This is a genomic window from Parasaccharibacter sp. TMW 2.1888 (assembly GCF_023167265.1).
Lineage (GTDB): Bacteria > Pseudomonadota > Alphaproteobacteria > Acetobacterales > Acetobacteraceae > Bombella > Bombella apis.
This window is the reverse complement of record NZ_CP030979.1, coordinates 1,294,161-1,310,712: the sequence shown is the minus strand read 5'-3', so window position 1 is coordinate 1,310,712 and position 16,552 is coordinate 1,294,161. Positions and strand designations below refer to the sequence as shown.

General features: G+C 59.8%; 14 protein-coding genes. 8 read left to right on the top strand and 6 right to left on the bottom strand.

Going from position 1 to position 16,552, the window contains the following annotated elements; all coding sequences use genetic code 11:
• The first annotated feature begins 200 nt into the window (after positions 1–200).
• Positions 201–884: a TetR/AcrR family transcriptional regulator gene (locus DTQ13_RS05980; protein ID WP_227449770.1), complete on the top strand. Its 684-nt coding sequence runs from the start codon at positions 201–203 to the stop codon at positions 882–884.
• A 29-nt stretch (positions 885–913) separates the two neighbouring features.
• Here DTQ13_RS05980 and DTQ13_RS05975 read toward each other — a convergent pair whose 3' ends face one another.
• The 3 genes from DTQ13_RS05975 to folD form a co-directional block, all read right to left on the bottom strand.
• Complete coding sequence (locus DTQ13_RS05975) at positions 914–2,491, bottom strand: DHA2 family efflux MFS transporter permease subunit (protein WP_043562050.1); 1,578 nt, start codon at positions 2,489–2,491, stop codon at positions 914–916.
• An 8-nt stretch (positions 2,492–2,499) separates the two neighbouring features.
• Positions 2,500–3,615 (bottom strand): HlyD family secretion protein, encoded by a 1,116-nt coding sequence (locus tag DTQ13_RS05970; RefSeq protein WP_043562047.1) that lies wholly within the window; start codon positions 3,613–3,615, stop codon positions 2,500–2,502.
• Positions 3,616–3,871: 256 nt separating this feature from the next.
• Positions 3,872–4,783 (bottom strand): bifunctional methylenetetrahydrofolate dehydrogenase/methenyltetrahydrofolate cyclohydrolase FolD, encoded by a 912-nt coding sequence (folD, locus tag DTQ13_RS05965; protein WP_248460332.1) that lies wholly within the window; start codon positions 4,781–4,783, stop codon positions 3,872–3,874.
• A gap of 140 nt (positions 4,784–4,923) precedes the next feature.
• Here folD and DTQ13_RS05960 point away from each other — a divergent pair, with 140 nt between their 5' ends.
• A complete protein-coding gene (locus DTQ13_RS05960; protein ID WP_103765788.1) occupies positions 4,924–5,988 on the top strand; it encodes a low specificity L-threonine aldolase in 1,065 nt (354 codons plus the stop codon).
• A gap of 247 nt (positions 5,989–6,235) precedes the next feature.
• Here DTQ13_RS05960 and DTQ13_RS05955 read toward each other — a convergent pair whose 3' ends face one another.
• Positions 6,236–7,780 (bottom strand): Do family serine endopeptidase, encoded by a 1,545-nt coding sequence (locus DTQ13_RS05955; protein WP_248460331.1) that lies wholly within the window; start codon positions 7,778–7,780, stop codon positions 6,236–6,238.
• 190 nt (positions 7,781–7,970) lie between these two features.
• Between DTQ13_RS05955 and DTQ13_RS05950 the strand changes: the two genes are divergently transcribed.
• A complete protein-coding gene (locus tag DTQ13_RS05950; RefSeq protein WP_154980940.1) occupies positions 7,971–8,690 on the top strand; it encodes an AzlC family ABC transporter permease in 720 nt (239 codons plus the stop codon).
• Positions 8,687–8,989 carry an AzlD family protein gene (locus DTQ13_RS05945; protein ID WP_248460330.1) on the top strand — a complete coding sequence of 101 codons (303 nt, stop codon included), beginning with the start codon at positions 8,687–8,689 and terminating at the stop codon, positions 8,987–8,989. The genes DTQ13_RS05950 and DTQ13_RS05945 overlap by 4 nt, the downstream gene beginning before the upstream one ends.
• Here DTQ13_RS05945 and DTQ13_RS05940 read toward each other — a convergent pair whose 3' ends face one another.
• Entirely contained in the window at positions 8,990–9,469 is a 480-nt protein-coding gene (locus DTQ13_RS05940) for a nucleoside deaminase (protein ID WP_248460329.1), read from the bottom strand.
• A 111-nt stretch (positions 9,470–9,580) separates the two neighbouring features.
• Here DTQ13_RS05940 and DTQ13_RS05935 point away from each other — a divergent pair, with 111 nt between their 5' ends.
• The 4 genes from DTQ13_RS05935 (at position 9,581) to DTQ13_RS05920 (ending at position 14,898) form a co-directional block, all read left to right on the top strand.
• Positions 9,581–10,360, top strand: a complete 780-nt coding sequence (locus DTQ13_RS05935; RefSeq protein WP_248460328.1) for a pseudouridine synthase — start codon at positions 9,581–9,583, stop codon at positions 10,358–10,360.
• A gap of 4 nt (positions 10,361–10,364) precedes the next feature.
• Positions 10,365–11,012, top strand: coding sequence for an RsmD family RNA methyltransferase (locus DTQ13_RS05930; protein WP_043562032.1), 648 nt, complete (start codon positions 10,365–10,367; stop codon positions 11,010–11,012).
• A gap of 97 nt (positions 11,013–11,109) precedes the next feature.
• Positions 11,110–14,133, top strand: coding sequence for a DNA translocase FtsK (locus tag DTQ13_RS05925; RefSeq protein ID WP_248460327.1), 3,024 nt, complete (start codon positions 11,110–11,112; stop codon positions 14,131–14,133).
• 3 nt (positions 14,134–14,136) lie between these two features.
• Complete coding sequence (locus DTQ13_RS05920; RefSeq protein WP_248460326.1) at positions 14,137–14,898, top strand: RluA family pseudouridine synthase; 762 nt, start codon at positions 14,137–14,139, stop codon at positions 14,896–14,898.
• A 5-nt stretch (positions 14,899–14,903) separates the two neighbouring features.
• On the opposite strand, the gene DTQ13_RS05915 is transcribed toward DTQ13_RS05920, so the two are convergent.
• Positions 14,904–16,511 carry an NAD(P)/FAD-dependent oxidoreductase gene (locus tag DTQ13_RS05915; protein WP_248460325.1) on the bottom strand — a complete coding sequence of 536 codons (1,608 nt, stop codon included), beginning with the start codon at positions 16,509–16,511 and terminating at the stop codon, positions 14,904–14,906.
• Between the last annotated feature and the right edge of the window lie 41 nt (positions 16,512–16,552).

Below are 16,552 nucleotides of genomic sequence, written 5' to 3'. Positions count from 1 at the left end.
AAGGCACCCCCCCAGCCCCAGCAGAGCCACCCCAGACAGAAGCTGCCAGCTGAAACCGCGTGAAGACAGGTTTCCCACTCCCTTACGGACGGAACGGAACAAATGAGCGTCTTTCACTGTGAAGCTCCTGTAGAATTATCAACATAAAACGGGCCAGAAACAGATCGCCCATATGGACCATGCCGCCCCAGCAGCCTATCATGCCCCTCCATACGCAGGAGCAACCCTTCCACAAAACGATGACCCAGACCGAACACCCGGCCCCCTGTCCGCCCCGCAACAGCAAAGCGGCTTCCCGCAAATGCGAGCAGATCCTCCAGAGTGCTGGACAGCTTTTCCTCCAACAGGGCTATGAGCGAACCTCCATGTCGCAGATCGCTCATCTGGCAGGTGTCTCCAAAGGGTCGCTCTACAACCATTTCGAGAACAAGGCTGATCTGTTCACGGCTTTTTTCGAAGAACGCAGCCGCACACGCCTCAACACGCTGAAATCCGTATCCCGGGCGCCTCAGCCTGACCTGCGCACGGCCCTCAGGCAGGCAGCAGCCACCATCATCACCCTGATGATCGACCCGGAGGCCATAGGCCTCTACCGCATCGTCGTGGCAGAGGCCAACGAGTTCCCCAATCTGGCAGACACGCTCTGGCATTACGGTGTCTCCCGGACACTGACCGGCCTTGCCGACTGGTTTGCAGAAAAACATGCAGGCGGCCAACTGGTCATTTCTGACATCGACCTTGCTGCCGAGCAGTTTCTCACGATGTGCCAGACCCGTATCATCCACCGGTGCCGCCTCTCCCTGCCCGTGGACACCAGCCAGAACAGCATAGACGGCGTGGCTACCATGGTGGCGGAAAGTTTTCTCAGGATGTACGCTCCCTGAAACAATCATCCGGCGGGGCTGCTCCGCTCTCAATGGCCACCTCCCCCCTGGCCACCACCCTTCATCGGGGACATGAGGAAGCAGAACGGCACGATACAGAGAGCCATGATCCCCAGGACATTGAAGAGCTGATTATAGGCCAGCATGGCCACCTGCCGCAGAAACTCCTGATACATATGGGCAACGGCAAAAGCATGGGCACGCAGCGGGGCCAGACCATGCGCTTCCGCCAGCTGCTGGACATGGAAAAGATAGTTTCGGAACTCTGGCCGTGAGGCAATGGCGTGTGAGGACACATCCGTCTGCTGAACCTGACGCATTTCCGTCAACGCCGCTGTAGAGAGCGAAATGGCCTGTGACCCGAAATAGTTCCTTACCATACTGAACAGGGCCGAAGCATCGCCGTTCAGCTCCCTCGGCAAGGTCGCATAGGCAATGGTGGAAATGGGCACGAACAGAAAAGCCAGTGGGGCTGTCTGTCTCATGCGGCAAAGTACCAGATACCAGAAGTCCACATCGGAATAGAGCGTGGCTGCGAAGAAGCAGGACAGGGCCATGAAGAAGAAACCCAGCCCGATGAGATACCGGACCTGCACATGCTTCATCAGCATTCCCACAAAGGGAATCAGCACCATCACAGCCATGCCACCCGGTGCCATGAGCTGCCCTGCAATGGTGGCCGTGTAACCCTGCACCTGCTGGGCGAACTGAGGCACAATCACGGCGGACGCATAGAGCAGCACACCCACAGCCCCGATCATGAATGTTCCGAGGGCAAAATTGCGATCCTTCAGCACGCTGAGCCGCAGAAGAGGATTCTTGGCCTTGAGCAGCCAGATGATGGCCCCAAGAGTGCACAGCCCCCCGATAATGGCCATGGTCGTGATGAAAGACGAGCCGAACCAGTCGTCATCCTCACCACGGTCCGCCATAATCTCCAGGCAGCCAAGACCCAGCGAGATCAGACTGATGCCGACAACATCCACCCTCTCCTTCACGGCCTTCACCCATGGCGGATCTTCCACCAGTGCAATCACGGCCATGACCGTCATGATGCCGAAGGGCACGTTGACGTAAAAAATCCATCGCCATGAATAGGTGTCCGTGAGCCATCCTCCTACCAGCGGCCCCAGAACCGGCCCCACCACGATGGCCAGGGCCGTCAGACCGAAGGCTGCGCCACGTTTTTCTGGCGGGAAAATGTCCAGAATGATGGCCTGCTGCACCGGCTGCAATCCACCGCCAAAAAAACCCTGCATCAGGCGGAAAATTACCAGCATGGGAAGAGAAGTGGAAAGACCGCAGAGAAAGGAGGACATGGTGAACATCGCCACGCAGATGAGGAAATACCGTTTCCTTCCAAACCGCTTCGCCAGCCAGCTCGAGATCGTCAGCACGATCCCATTGGCCACGAGGTAGGAGGTCAGCGCCCATGTGGCATCATCGTAAGAGCTGCCCAGCGAACCTGCGATATGCGGCAGAGCCACGTTGACAATTGTGGTATCCAGCACTTCCATGAAGGCTGCCAGCGTCACGACAACCGCCACAAGCCAGGGGTTGTGCCTGGGCTTCCAGTTGTGATGCTCCTCTGTCGATGTATCAGCCATCGCCGGCCTCACTCATCCACATGGACGGTTGGCTCGACCGACATGCCCAGGGAAAGAGGCCGTTCATCATCAAGCCCGCTGTCGATCAGGATTTTCACGGGAATGCGCTGCACGGTCTTCACGAAGTTCCCCGTTGCATTCTCAGGCGGAAAAGCGCTGAAAGATTCACCGGACCCCTTCTGTATGGTATCCACATGGCCCTTCAGATGCAGCTGGGGGTAAGCATCCACCTCAATCTCGGCCTTCTGGCCCGGCCGCATGTGGGCAAGCTGGGTCTCCTTGTAATTGGCGACGATCCAGACATCCCTGGCCACAATGGAGAACATCTCCTGCCCTGTCTGCACGAAATTGCCCTGCTCCACCGTACGCTGCGACACCCAGCCATCCCGTGGGGCCCGGATGTCCATCCAGTCCACATTCTGGCGGGCCAGCTCCAGCTCGGCCTGGGCTGATTTCAGCGTGGCCTGTGCCTGTGTGTAATGGGCATAGGCATTGCCAATGTTCGCATCCACCGGCTCAGCCTGTGTCAGCTGCCCCTGTGCCTGAAGGACGGAGGCTGTCGCCTCATCCAGCGCAGCACGGGCATAGTCGATATTCTGCTGGGTCGTAGCAGCACGTTCCACACGATGCTGCCGGACATAATCCGTCTGCGCCCGGAAGAGGCGGGCCTTGGCTTCTTTCAGGGCACCTTGGGCAGCCATCAACTGGCCGGGATAATTCTTCTGCGCCACGGCGTAAGAAAGGTTGTAGGACACCATGTCCGCCTCGGCCTGTGCCACGGCAGCCTCAGCCCGATGCAGTTGTGCCAGATAGTCCCGGCCATCAATCTGCACGAGGAGATCACCCTTGTGCACAAACTGGTTGTCATCCACCAGCAAGCGGGAAACATACCCGCTGACATGCGCCGCAATGGAAATCTTGCGGCCTGTCACATAGGCATCATCCGTCTCGACCTTGTTCCGGTTGAAAAAGAGATACAGCCCGATCCCCAGCACGACCATGACCAGAATAAGGACCAGAATGAGCTTCCGTGCCCCACGGTCCCTGAACGGCCTGCCCGCCTGCTGCTCCTGTCCACCCTGTGTGGCAGACTGCGTATCAGACTGTGTAGCGGACTGTGCCATGGTCACCTCTGGAATATGAAAATCATCCGTCCCCCGTCCTGCCCGGCCAGAAACCTCGTGGCATGATGGGACCAGCAATGCTGTGGGAGAAAAATGACCAGTCGGTCATTCTGTGCATGAACAGGCGATATCCCATCCATGTGGAACAATCAAGCAATTGTTGGGCAATTGCCACGACAGTGCCATCATCTGCCCAGCCATGGCTGCCTTGCGCAGGGCGGAAAGACCATGCGGCAGCCAGGCCAGCAGAACCTGTTCAGCCCTCTGAAGAAACCCTGCGACGACTCGCTGCCTGAAAAGTATTGTGCAGCAGGCAGGCAATGGTCATCGGCCCGACCCCACCCGGAACAGGCGTGATATGCCCGGCAATCTGGCTTGCCTCCTCAAACACCACATCCCCGACGAGACGGCTCTTGCCCTCCGGGGTCTGCACACGGGTGATGCCCACATCAATGACCGTGGCACCGGGTTTGATCCAGCTTCCCTTCACCAGCCCCGCCTTGCCGGTAGCCACGACGAGAATGTCCGCCTCCCGGGCCAATGCCTCGATATTGCGGGTATGGATGTGCGCCACCGTGACCGTACAGTTGGCCCGGAGAAGAAGCTGCGCCATCGGCTTGCCAACCAGATTGGAGGCACCGATGACAACCGCATGCATCCCGGTCATGTCCTCATGGACGGACTGCAACAGCTTGAGACAGCCCAGCGGTGTGCAGGGCACGATGCCATTCTCCATTCCCAGCGCCAGACGGCCCGTATTGACCTCACCCAGACCATCCACGTCCTTGTCAGGATGGATGGCGTTGGTCACGGCAGCAGCATCAATCTGCGGTGGCAGCGGCAGCTGGACGAGAATCCCGTCCACCTTGGGATTGGCATTCAGCTCCTCGATCAGGGCCAGAAGCTCCTCCTGCGAAGTGCTTTCCGGCATCATCTGCATGAAAGACTTCATCCCCGCCCGATGTGTCTGGATCGCCTTGTTCTTGACATACACCTCCGAGGCCGGGTCATTGCCAACCAGAACAACGGCCAGACCGGGCAGCTCATGCCCCTGCTCGACCAGATGTTCAACCTGCTCCCGGATCCCGGCCGTCATGCTGGCGGCCATGGCCTTGCCATCAATCAGTGCCGCCCCGCCATCTGCGTGTACGCTGGATGCTGCCGTCATGCTCAGTAACCCTCTGCCAAACCCGTATTCCCGCCTCTCTATGCCCATTGGACAAGACATGACAAGACCCGATCTTTCCGCTAGAGACTGGAAAACGGAAATGGACAGCCTCTCCAGCCAAAGACGAAGGAACTCACCCCGTGCGTGACGATCTACGCAAGAATTTTGCCAGCGATAATGTGACCCCTGCCTGCCCGGCTGTCATGCAGGCCATCGCTGAAGCCAATACCGGCAATGTTCCTTCCTACGGTCACGACGATCTTTCCCTGGCCCTGAACCAGCGTTTCGGAGATGTCTTCGAGGCAGAAGTTGCCGTTTTCCCCGTCACGACAGGGACGGCGGCCAATTCACTGGCCCTCTCGGCCATGGTGCCACCCTATGGCAGTGTCCTCTGCGACCAGAGCGCCCACATCAACACCGAGGAAGGTGGTGCGCCGGAATTCTTCATGCAGGGGGCCAAGCTGGTCGGCCTTCCCTCTCCAGAGGGACGGATGGACCCGGCCAGTCTGCCCCCCACTCTCCAGCTGAACCGCAGCAAGGGTGTTCTGGCCCCCCCTTTTACGGCCCTCTCCCTGACACAGGCCACGGAATGGGGTACGACCTATTCCTGCGAGACCATTGCCGCCCTGTCGGAAAGTGCCCATGACCACGGGCTGACCGTTCACATGGACGGTGCCCGACTGGGCAATGCCATTGCCCATCTGGAATGCAGCCCCGCCGACACCACCTGGAAGGCGGGCATCGATGTCCTGAGCTTTGGCGGCACCAAGGCAGGAGCCATGGCCGCTGAAGCCATTGTCTTCTTCCTCAATGACCGGACCCGCCCAATGGTGGACACCATGACCCGCCGCATCAAACGGGGAGGGCATCTATGGTCCAAACAGCGGTTTCTCTCAGCCCAGCTTCTGGCCCTGCTGCATGACGGCCTCTGGCTGGAAAACTGCCGCCACGCCAATGCCATGTGCCAGCGTCTGCGCCACGGGCTGTACAAACACCCTGCCGTAAACCTGCCCTTTGCCACGGAGAGCAACGAAATCTTTGCTGTCCTGCCAGAAGCACAGGTAAAGCAGCTCCACTCCGAGGGCTACGCATTCTACACCTACCCCACTCCCCAAGGAGTCCCGGGGCAGCTGGTCCGGTTTGTCACCAGCTTCTACACACGCCCTGAAGATGTGGATGCCCTGCTGGAAAGTCTCATCAGCTGACAGGCCGCCAGACAGCACGACCATGAACCGGAGCCCGGAAGCAGCAGCGCCCTGACAGGCCATCACGGCACTGGGTCGCTGGATTTACGGGAAGTCCAGCCAGAGGGCCACATGGCCATCCATTCTGGTAAATGGTCCCCGCTGCCGGGACTGGAGCAGACCATACGGAAAATCCTGCCCTTCCCGTTACGGAAGAGCAGGATTTGCACGGCAGTCTCAGAAAGACAGCAGAAACCGGGCCGGTATCTTACTGGCTGTCCTCGCCATCTTCATCACCATCCCCCGAACCATCCGGAGAAACGGCCACAAAGAGCTGCTGGCCATCCCGCAGGATCCGCAGCAGCGGAGGCTGGTGCTGCCTGAGCGCCTTCTGCACCAGCGCGACCACGGCATGGGGATTGGCTGTCATCTGGTTGCCAACCGCCACGATGATGTCCCCGGGACGGATGCCCGCATGGTCGGCAGGGCTGCCCTGCCCCACATCGGCCACAACACAGCCCTGCACGCTGTCATCCAGCCCCAGCTCCTGACGGATCTTGGGCGTGAGCACGCCAAGAGCCAGCCCGAGCTTGCCAGACGGCGCTTCTGCCGTGCTGCCATCCGTACCGGCCCCTTCCTGCCCGCTGCGGGCCTGATTGCCGACCGTAACGGTCAGGGACACCGTCTTGCCATCCCGCAGCACGGTAAATGTCCCCTTGGAACCCGGCGCCATGGATACGACCTTTACGGCGAGGTCGTGCGCACTGCGGACATCGTGACCATCCAGCGACAGGACCACATCGCCACTCTTCAGCCCGGCCCTGTCTGCCGGTCCCCCCTTGATGAGATTGGCCACCAGCGCCCCATGGGACGGGGCACCGGGATGCTCGCTGCTGACCAGCCCAAGGGCACGGGCCATGGTCGGGGTGATGTCCTGCGTCTCCACACCGATGAAGCCACGCACCACATGGCCAGTAGCCCGCAGCTGATCCACCACCGAGCGCACCGTGGCAGACGGAATGGCAAAACCAATCCCGATGGACCCGCCACCATTGGGCGACATGATCATGGAATTGACACCAATCACCTTGCCATCCAGCGTGATGAGCGGGCCACCGGAGTTGCCGTGATTGATGGGCGCATCCACCTGTATGAAGTCGTTATAGGCACCGGAATGGAGGTCACGCCCCAGAGCGGAAATGATGCCCGCCGTCACCGTACCGCCCAGACCGTACGGATTGCCGACGGCCACGACCCACTGTCCCGGCTGCACGTCGTCGGAATTGCCCAGCTCGACATAAGGCAGATGGTCGGCCTTCACACGCAGCAGGGCAATGTCCGTCTTGCCGTCATGACCGATGACCTTTGCTGGCATGGTCGTCCCGTCATCCAGCTTCACGCTGACCTTCGTGGCACCATTGATGACATGGTTGTTGGTCACGATGTAGCCATCAGCCGAAATGATGAAACCCGACCCCCGAGCCTCCACCATGCGGTTGGACGGCATACCTGGCATCATCTGGAACGGGAAGGGAAAGGACGGGAACGGGAATGAAAACCCCTGCGGCCCGCCATTCCCTCCGGATGGTCCCCCTTCTTCATCATCAGCGCCCTCGCGGATATGGGCCGTGATGGACACGACTGCCGGTTTGACCTGTTTTACGATCTGCACAAAGTCGGGAATCCCCTGCCCGCCCGACATCTGCGGACGGATGGGAGCATTCTGGGCCACGGCAGGCAGCGGAAGGCTGGCCAGACCCAACACGGGCAGCATGGCCATGCATGCCAGAGACAGACGGGAAGGCGATTTCATCGCAGAGATTTCCTGACGCTAGATGTTAAACTCTTATCAACTGGAACTGTCCTACTAGATAGGAACAGGGCAGGCCGCTCTGCAAGCAAGTGCCACATAAAAGAAATGTAAGGCATGGCCAACCATGTCCCTCTCCGGCCCTTTCCCAAGGCTCTTGCTGACAGGGCGGCATGATTTTACAACAGGCACCATGCAGACCACATCCCCCCCCATCAGGCAGGGCACATTCTGGCCGGAATTTCTCCGGGGCATGAAGACATCCCTGCCGCTGCTCATCGCCTTCGTGCCGTTCGGCCTCCTTCTGGGCAGCAGAGCCGTACAGAAGGGATTCTCCATTATGGAAGTTCCCCTGCTGACGGGTCTCAACTTTGCTGGTGGGTCAGAATTCGCCGCTGTCGGCCTCTGGTCCATTCCCCCTGCCATCCTGCTGCTGGCCGGGGTGACCTTCCTCATCAACAGCCGTCACATTCTCATGGGGGCAACGCTGGCCCCGCATCTGCGCCATCTGCCTCGCTGGAAGATCTTTCTGCTGCTCTTCTTCATGTGTGACGAGGTCTGGGCGCTCACGCTGGCTGACCTGCATGACAGGCCGGGATGCCGCTTCAGCACCGGCTTCTATGGCGGCATCACGGTCTGCCTGTATCTCTGCTGGCTCATTTTCACCTTCATGGGCGGCTATACAGGCAACCTGCTGGGTGACATGACCCGCTACGGCGTGGACATGGCCTTTCCCGCCGTCTTCATCATGCTGCTGAAGGGCATGTGGAAAGGGGCCCGCAATGCCCTGCCATGGTGTGTCAGCCTTGGCGTTGCCGTGCTGGTCTATCACCTGCTGCCCGGAGCCTGGTATGTCCCGGCTGGAACGCTGGCCGGAATCATCACGGCCCTGCTGGTGGTGAGGGGCGCATGATCCTCCATCTCCCTGCCCTGCTGGCCATTATCGTCATGGCTCTGGTGACGTACCTGACACGCATCAGCGGCTATCTGCTGCTCACAGGCCGCTGCCTCTCGCCCCGCATGCAGGCCATCATGGACATCGTGCCCGGCTGCGTGCTGGTAGCCGTCATTGCCCCGGACTTTGCCACAGGCCGCCCGGCGGACATTCTGGGACTGCTCGCCACCATTCTGGCCGCCACACGTTTCTCCCTCCTGCCCACCATGCTCTGCGGAATCATCACGACGGGGCTGCTCCGGGCTGTGCTGGGGTAATCAGTCCCTCTGCCGCAGCACCCGGAAAAAACGCCGAAGCTGCGCTCCGGCCTCACGTTCCCGCACACCACTGATGATCTCCCCGGGCCGGTGCAGGCAGCCCGGCCGGGCAAAAAGACGGGGCCCATGGTCCACCCCACCCCCCTTGGGGTCGTAAGCGCCATAGATCACGCGACTGAGCCGGAAATGGGTGATGGCCGCAGCACACATCGGGCAGGGTTCCAGCGTCACGACCAGCGTGCAGCCTTCCAGCCGGGCCGTGCCACAATGGCGTGCTGCCTGCCTCATGGCCAGCAGCTCGGCATGAGCGCTGGCATCGTGATGATCCTCGACATGGTTGCGGGCCATGGCCAGAATATGCCCCTGCCCATTCAGCACTACGGCCCCGACAGGCACCTCCCCCATGCGGGCAGCCTCATCCGCCAGGGCCAGGGCCTGCTGCATGGCCTGCTGTGTTGTCATGACGGCGGGAAAAGACATGCACACGCACCCCTGATACTGGAAAACCAACCACAAAATCCCTCCCTGACTGCTTTATAGAGCCGTAAATGGATTGCCAAGGAAAGGCCGGACACTGTATGTCCGCAGGTTATGAAAGATGTTGCATCCCCTTCCTCCGAAACACAGCGTGGTGAACGCATTGCCAAGGCTCTGGCCCGCCGCGGGGTGGCCAGCCGCCGTGACATCGAACGGATGATAGGGGAAGGCCGCATCACCCTTGGTGGCAGCCCGGTCACCCATCCAGCCACTTTCATCCAGCCGGGTGATGTTGTCTGCGTGGATGGCAAGCCCGTGGACCCGCCCCAGCGGACCCGCCTCTGGCGCTATCACAAGCCCGCCGGGCTGGTCACGACCCATCACGACCCGGAAGAACGCCGCACGGTTTTCGACTCCCTGCCCGCCGCCATGCCCCGTGTTGTCAGCGTGGGACGGCTGGACCTGAACTCCGAGGGACTGCTGCTGCTGACCAATGATGGCGGCCTAGCCCGTGAGCTGGAACTGCCCTCCCGCCAGTGGATCCGCCGTTACCGTGTCCGTGTTTTCGGTCTTGTGAATGAACGGCGGCTGAAAGAGCTTGCAAAAGGCTGTGTGCTGGATGGTGTGCAGTATGGTCCCATCGAGGCAACGCTGGATTCCTCCAAAGGGGACAATTCATGGCTGACCGTCAGCCTGCGGGAGGGCAAGAACCGCGAAATCCGCAAGGTCATGATGGGCATGAACCTCCATGTCAGCCGCCTCATCCGCCTCTCCTACGGCCCCTTCAGCCTTGGCACTCTCAAACCCCATGAGCTGGAAGAGGTCTCGCACAAGACCCTGCTGGAGCAGATTCCGGGCCTGAAGTCCGGCAGGACCGGCAGGACACGGTCCTGACACCATGAGGATCATTGCCGGTACAGCCCGCAACCGTCGCCTTCAGGTCCCCGCAGGGATGACCACCCGCCCGACAGCCCAGCGCGCCCGGCAGACCCTCTTTGACATGCTCATGCATGCTCCCTGGTTTGGCCGGGATGAGCTGGAAAAAGCGCTGGTACTGGATGCCTTCGCCGGTACGGGTGCCCTGGGGCTGGAGGCCCTCTCCCGTGGGGCACGGTTTGCCACCTTCATGGAAGGAAGCCGTCCCGGCATTGCCGCCCTCCAGGCCAATCTCCGCAGCTGCGGCATGGCGGACCGTGCCCGCCTGCGCCATTGTGACGTAACCCATCCCCCCAAGGCGCCTCAGCCTCATACGCTCATTTTTCTCGACCCTCCCTATCACAAAGGGCTGGTGCAGAAGGGCCTGCGCACATTGTGGCGTGCAGGCTGGGTGGCTGACGGAGCCCTGATTGTTGCAGAAACGGAAACCACGCCTCTCCAGAATGATGGCCGGGACCCTGGAGAGCCCTTCCAGCCCTTCCATGCCCATCTCCTGCCCAGCCTTGCGGCTCCCCCGCCAGAACTGCTGGCACAGCGCAGTTTCGGCGCTGCCACGCTGCATGTCTGGCGCCATGATGGCAGTGTCAAAGGCAGCCGCCCTGTGCCCTGATCCGGGCAAACGGGTGGTTCCGCTTTCCAGAATCAGTCCGGACAGGCTATATTGCGGGCCGATCATGCCTTCCTGACCCGCCAGAGGATCTGCCCCTGTGCTTTCCCGCTTTCGCCTTCCCGCCAAGCTGCGTGCCATCCTGCCTGCCTCACGGCGCAGCCATGCCAGCACCGTTGACCCATTTCCCGGGCATGACATGGCGGACGACACCCTGGACATTCCCGCATGGCATGACTCCCCCTTTTCCCGCATCCTCTCGGCACGGATGATGGAAATACTGGCTGTCATTCTCCTCATCATGGCACTGGCGATTGCGGCTTCCCTTTTCAGCTTCAATCCGCATGATCCCTCCTTCAACACCGCCACAGGCACTGAACCGACCAATCTGCTCGGACGTTTCGGAGCCACCATTGCCGATGGGCTGATGCAGCTGCTCGGCCTGGCAGGCATTGTCCCTGTCCTCGTCCTGCTGGCATGGACGTGGCAGCTCCTGCGCCATCACCATCTTGGCCTGCCTCTGCTCCGCCTCGTAGCTGCGGCACTGTTCTGTCCGGCCGCCGCAATGACGATCGGCCTGTTACAGCTAACCGTTCCCGGGCTGGGCATTGCCTGGCCCACCAGCAGCGGGCTGGGAGGGGAAACCGGCGTTTTCTTTGCCCAGAAGCTGTTGAATCTTGTCTCGGGTGAAACTGGCAGCATGGGGGGCATTCTCTCCATCCTGATCAGCCTTGCCATACTGGCCGTCTTCTGTCCCCTGTCCATGGGGCTGCAGGGGCGGGAGTGGCGCTCCGTTGGCCGCGGCCTCAGCGCCCTGGTGCGCCTCCCTGTCAGGGCCCTGCTCCGCTCCCGCAGAGCAACCCCCGAGGCAGAACGGCATGTCGCTTATCCTTCAGGCTCTGGCGGTCCCATCCGCCATGGACGCCCGGCCATGGGAAATGCCCCTCTTCCATCCGGTTTCATCATGCGCAACCTCAGCCGACAGGCAGAGCGGACAGCACCAGCCCCCACCGGCACCACGCCATGGTCCCCCATGCAGCAGGGGGCGGCCCCCTGGCAGAAGCCCTCTTCCGCCCAGACACAACCCCCTCCCCGGCCTGACCCGGTCCCTGTCCAGGAAGAAGACGCCCTTCAGGCCACACAGCCGGAAGACGAAGCCGACAATCCCTATGCCCGTATGCTGGCCCATATCCGCCACGACCCCGGGCGGACAAGCACGGTCCAGCGCCGCCATGCGGAAGAGACCCATGACGACATCTCCGGCGCCCCCCTGGATATCCAGCCACAGGAACTTTCCGGTCCGGCACAGCAGCCCGGCTTCCTGAAGCGCTTCATGGCCGCCACCAGCCCGGCGACTGGTGCCGGGTCGGGCTCTTCCGGCATGGTGGAAGAAACAGCCTACAATGCTGCTCCCACCATGCAGGCAGCTACGGATCATGCAGTCGGCATGAACGGGGCTCCGGCCCATGAAGGCTCCATGCAACCGGGCGGGGCATCTGTCATGCCACCACGCCCTGTTCCGCCACCACCCGGTATGGCTCCGGGACCACTGCCCGGCATGACAGCCCCTTCCGCCTGGCTGCCACCTTCCATTGGCCTGCTCAACCCGCTGCCAGACCAGAACGAAACTGGTCCTTCCGAAGAGGCTCTCCAGGCCAATGCCCAGATGCTGGAAAAAGTGCTGGATGATTACGGCGTACAGGGAACCATTACCGATTACCGGGCCGGGCCAGTCGTCACACTCTATGAGCTGGAGCCAGCCCCTGGCGTGCGCTCCTCCCGGGTGATCGGACTGGCTGATGACATCGCCCGCACCCTTGCCGTGCTGAGCGTCCGCATCGCCACAGTGCCGGGCCGGAATGTCATCGGGATTGAGGTCCCCAACAAGACCCGTGAGACAGTCTATTTCCCTGAGCTTCTGCTCTCACCGGCCTGGAAAGAAAACCGCAGCAAGCTGCCACTGGCCCTTGGCAAGGACATTGCCGGGGAGCCCATCATGGCCGATCTGGCACGGATGCCGCATCTGCTCGTGGCCGGAACGACCGGGTCCGGCAAGTCAGTCGGGATCAACGCCATGATCCTCTCGCTGCTCTACCGGCTCAGCCCGGAAGACTGCCGCCTCATCATGATCGACCCGAAGATTCTGGAGCTGTCCATCTATGACGGCATCCCGCATCTGATGACCCCGGTGGTGACCGAACCACCCAAAGCTGTCAGTGCTCTGAAATGGGCCGTACAGGAAATGGACCGCCGTTATCGCCTGATGGCGGATCATGGTGTGCGGAATATCAGCAGTTACAATGACCGGATACGCCACCTGAAAGCCTCCGGTGAAACACCTACCCGCCGCATCCAGACAGGCTACGACCCGGAAACGGGCCGCCCCGTTTTTGACGAACATCGCCTGCCATTGGAACACCTCCCCTACATCGTCATCGTCATTGATGAGATGGCTGACCTGATGATGGTGGCCGGTAAAGAGATTGAAGCTTCCGTGCTGCGTCTGGCCCAGAAAGCCCGTGCCGCTGGCGTGCATGTCATCATGGCCACGCAGCGTCCTTCTGTTGATGTGATCACCGGAACGATCAAGGCCAACTTCCCAACCCGCATTTCCTTCCAGGTCACCAACAAATACGACAGCCGCACCATTCTGGGTGAGCAGGGGGCCGAACAGCTTCTTGGCCGGGGTGACATGCTCTTCATGCAGGGTGGTGCCCGCATCACCCGTGTGCATGGGCCGTTCATCAGTGATGAAGAAGTCGAAGCCGTGGTGGCCGACCTGCGCTCCAAAGGCTCTCCTGTCTACAACACCGAGGTGCTGGCTGACGAACAGGAAGAGGAAGATGCATCCTCCAGCGGCAAAGGGGGCGGCAAAGGTTCTGATGAAGATCAGGACAGTGCCCTTTATGAACAGGCAACGGAACTTGTCGTCCGGGCCCAGAGGGCATCCACCAGCTTCGTGCAGCGCCATCTCCGCATAGGCTATAACAGGGCTGCCAACATCATCGACCAGATGGAGAGAGAAGGTATCATCAGCGCTGCCAACCATGTGGGAAAACGGGATGTTCTGGCAACAAAGGCCTCTCTGGGGCTGGACCGGCACGATCCTGATGACGAGGACTGACCCGTGGCGCCCCCTCCCCTCTTCCAGCCCGGAAAGGAGCTGCCCCTCCTCTGGGAGGACCGTCATTTTGTCGTCATCAACAAGCCGGCAGGACTTGCCGCCCATCCCGGCCCCAAAGTCCAGGACAGTGTCGAGAGCCGTCTGGTCCCCCAGAAGCGGGGCGGCCCGTGGCTGGTCCACCGGCTGGATGCTGATACGGCAGGGTGCCTTCTCATAGCCCGACGCAAATCAGCCCTTGTTGCTGCGCAGAAGGCCTTTGCCACACATGAAACCATCAAACGGTACTGGGCACTGGTTGAAGGACATCCCACCAGACAGCAGGGCACCCTCACAACCCTGCTGCGACGTGTTTCCTCAATCCGGCAGGGATGGAAAATGGTCTCCGACCCCATGCCCGAAACAGTACACCCTTCCCAGACTGACCAGGGCCGTCTGGCCCGGACGTCATGGCGTGTTCTGGCCAGTGACGGAACATCCAGCCTGCTGGAGCTGACCCTCCATACAGGACGGACCCACCAGGCCCGTGTCCATTGCGCCGCACTGGGCACGCCCATCATCGGGGATGGTCTTTATGGCAGCCGCCATGATGCAGGCCGGATGCGTCTGCTCGCCCGCTCCCTGGAAGTGCCCGTCAGGCTGGTCTCTCCACCGGAAACGGACAGAACCGTCCCCCAGATCGCCAGCTCATGCCGCATAAAGGCCACAGCAGGAGACGTGGAACTGGAGCGGTTTCTCCAGGCCCACGCCATCCCAGCCAGACCGTAATATCCTCAGGCAGAATGGAACAGATCAGCTTCCAGCTGGTCCGGGTTATCCCTGTAACGCTCGGGGTCCGTCTGTTCCGTAATGGCAAAATAGGCCCCGTTCTTTATGAAATCCATATAGTTGCGGCCTGATTTCAGATAATGGAAAACGCACCAGAGCAGATTGCAGTTCTTTTCCAGAATGGGAAATACCCGCTCTTTCTCATGATAGGGGATATCCATTTCCGGGACGAAGGCATGATATGTATCCGCATTGAGCGGCATGTAATCGTACCCGTCCACCCCATTGTTCTTGAACTCGTCAGACGCCAGGAGCTGGATCAGCTGAAAATAGATACCTCCACCCTCCTCAAGATAAAACAGGACCCTGTCCCGGAATACCGAGTCTTCATCCACAAACATGGACTCCAAGGAGTTATGCACGATAGTGGCCAATATCGGGAAATAGACGGCCATGTCGACGTTATATTTTGAACAGATGTAGTACCAGCGGTCTTTCCGTGAGTAGAAATCCGTGAAGGTGGCGGCAAACCCCCTCATGACATCGCTTATGAACCGGTTGGCCCCCTGGATGCGCTGATGGATCTCCTGGCCAGCACGTTCTGCGAGGATCAGCTCTGTCAGGATCGTATTCTGCATGCCAATCAGGTCAAATCCATTGGAATAGTAGGGGTCCCATATTCCGTAGGCATCCCCCACCAGAGCCCAGCGCTCATCACTCACCCAATAATCAGACTGGGTAGCAAACCGCCTCAAGATCCTGAAGTCCATGATGGGAAACTGTTCCTCATCAAGATAATCCATCAGGACCCGGACATTGTCTCTCAACCAGAGCTTTGTCTTCTCCCATGTGGCGAGATCCTGGAACTCGTACATGTTCTCATCAAAAATGATGCCGACACTTGTCACGTTCTCGGAAAGACGCAGGATCCATACCCAGTATCCTACACCTTCCAGATGAATGGAGCTCCATGACCGATTCTCCGTCGTGAAAGGGTTGTCGCTGGTCAGTGGCAGAAAATCATCCACATTGACACCACCCCCAACCCGGAACCAGACAGACGAATGGTTGAGTGGCAACCTGTGTGTGAGGTCGAATTTACGGGCCAGCAGCTTCTTCAGCCCGGCAGCATCAACAAGCCAGTGCGCTTTCAACGTTCTGGAACTTTTATCATTCCTGTCCAGAACATGAACGTGCTTTTCACCATCAACCGTTTCGAAATCAAGATATTTATGGTTCAGGTAAAAATCCACCTTGTCTTTGACAAGGTCAAAAAGATCATTCTCAAGCTTCCCACGCTCGAAATGAAAGGCATGGTTGGGAGTGAAATTATTGTAACCCATTTCCTGATAGGATGATTCATTGATCTTGAAAAAACGCATTCCCAGCTTCCGCGGGTAACGCTCCTTCATGAATTCCTTCAGCCCGAGCATCTGATCAAAATAAACAGCCCCTATTTCATTGAAGGACTCACCGACCTTGTCTGATATGTCATCGAGGGGAAAGGCAGAATCATGCACAATGGCAATGCGCAGGTCACTGGACTTTTTCCTGAGCTGATAGGCCAGTGTCAGTCCAGCAAATCCCGCACCAATAATAAGGACGTCATACATCACAACCCACCCTGTACTCCACACATGACGCAACTGCCAGC

Excerpts from the sequence above, each read along its gene's own strand:
- DTQ13_RS05940 (WP_248460329.1), bottom strand. The coding sequence starts at position 9,469 with ATGTCTTTTCCCGCCGTCATGACAACACAGCAGGCCATGCAGCAGGCC.
- folD (WP_248460332.1), bottom strand. The coding sequence starts at position 4,783 with ATGACGGCAGCATCCAGCGTACACGCAGATGGCGGGGCGGCACTGATT.
- DTQ13_RS05950 (WP_154980940.1), top strand. The coding sequence starts at position 7,971 with ATGCAGACCACATCCCCCCCCATCAGGCAGGGCACATTCTGGCCGGAA.
- DTQ13_RS05915 (WP_248460325.1), bottom strand. The coding sequence starts at position 16,511 with ATGTATGACGTCCTTATTATTGGTGCGGGATTTGCTGGACTGACACTG.
- DTQ13_RS05945 (WP_248460330.1), top strand. The coding sequence starts at position 8,687 with ATGATCCTCCATCTCCCTGCCCTGCTGGCCATTATCGTCATGGCTCTG.
- DTQ13_RS05955 (WP_248460331.1), bottom strand. The coding sequence starts at position 7,780 with ATGAAATCGCCTTCCCGTCTGTCTCTGGCATGCATGGCCATGCTGCCC.
- DTQ13_RS05970 (WP_043562047.1), bottom strand. The coding sequence starts at position 3,615 with ATGGCACAGTCCGCTACACAGTCTGATACGCAGTCTGCCACACAGGGT.
- DTQ13_RS05980 (WP_227449770.1), top strand. The coding sequence starts at position 201 with ATGCCCCTCCATACGCAGGAGCAACCCTTCCACAAAACGATGACCCAG.
- DTQ13_RS05975 (WP_043562050.1), bottom strand. The coding sequence starts at position 2,491 with ATGGCTGATACATCGACAGAGGAGCATCACAACTGGAAGCCCAGGCAC.
- DTQ13_RS05935 (WP_248460328.1), top strand. The coding sequence starts at position 9,581 with ATGAAAGATGTTGCATCCCCTTCCTCCGAAACACAGCGTGGTGAACGC.
- DTQ13_RS05930 (WP_043562032.1), top strand. The coding sequence starts at position 10,365 with ATGAGGATCATTGCCGGTACAGCCCGCAACCGTCGCCTTCAGGTCCCC.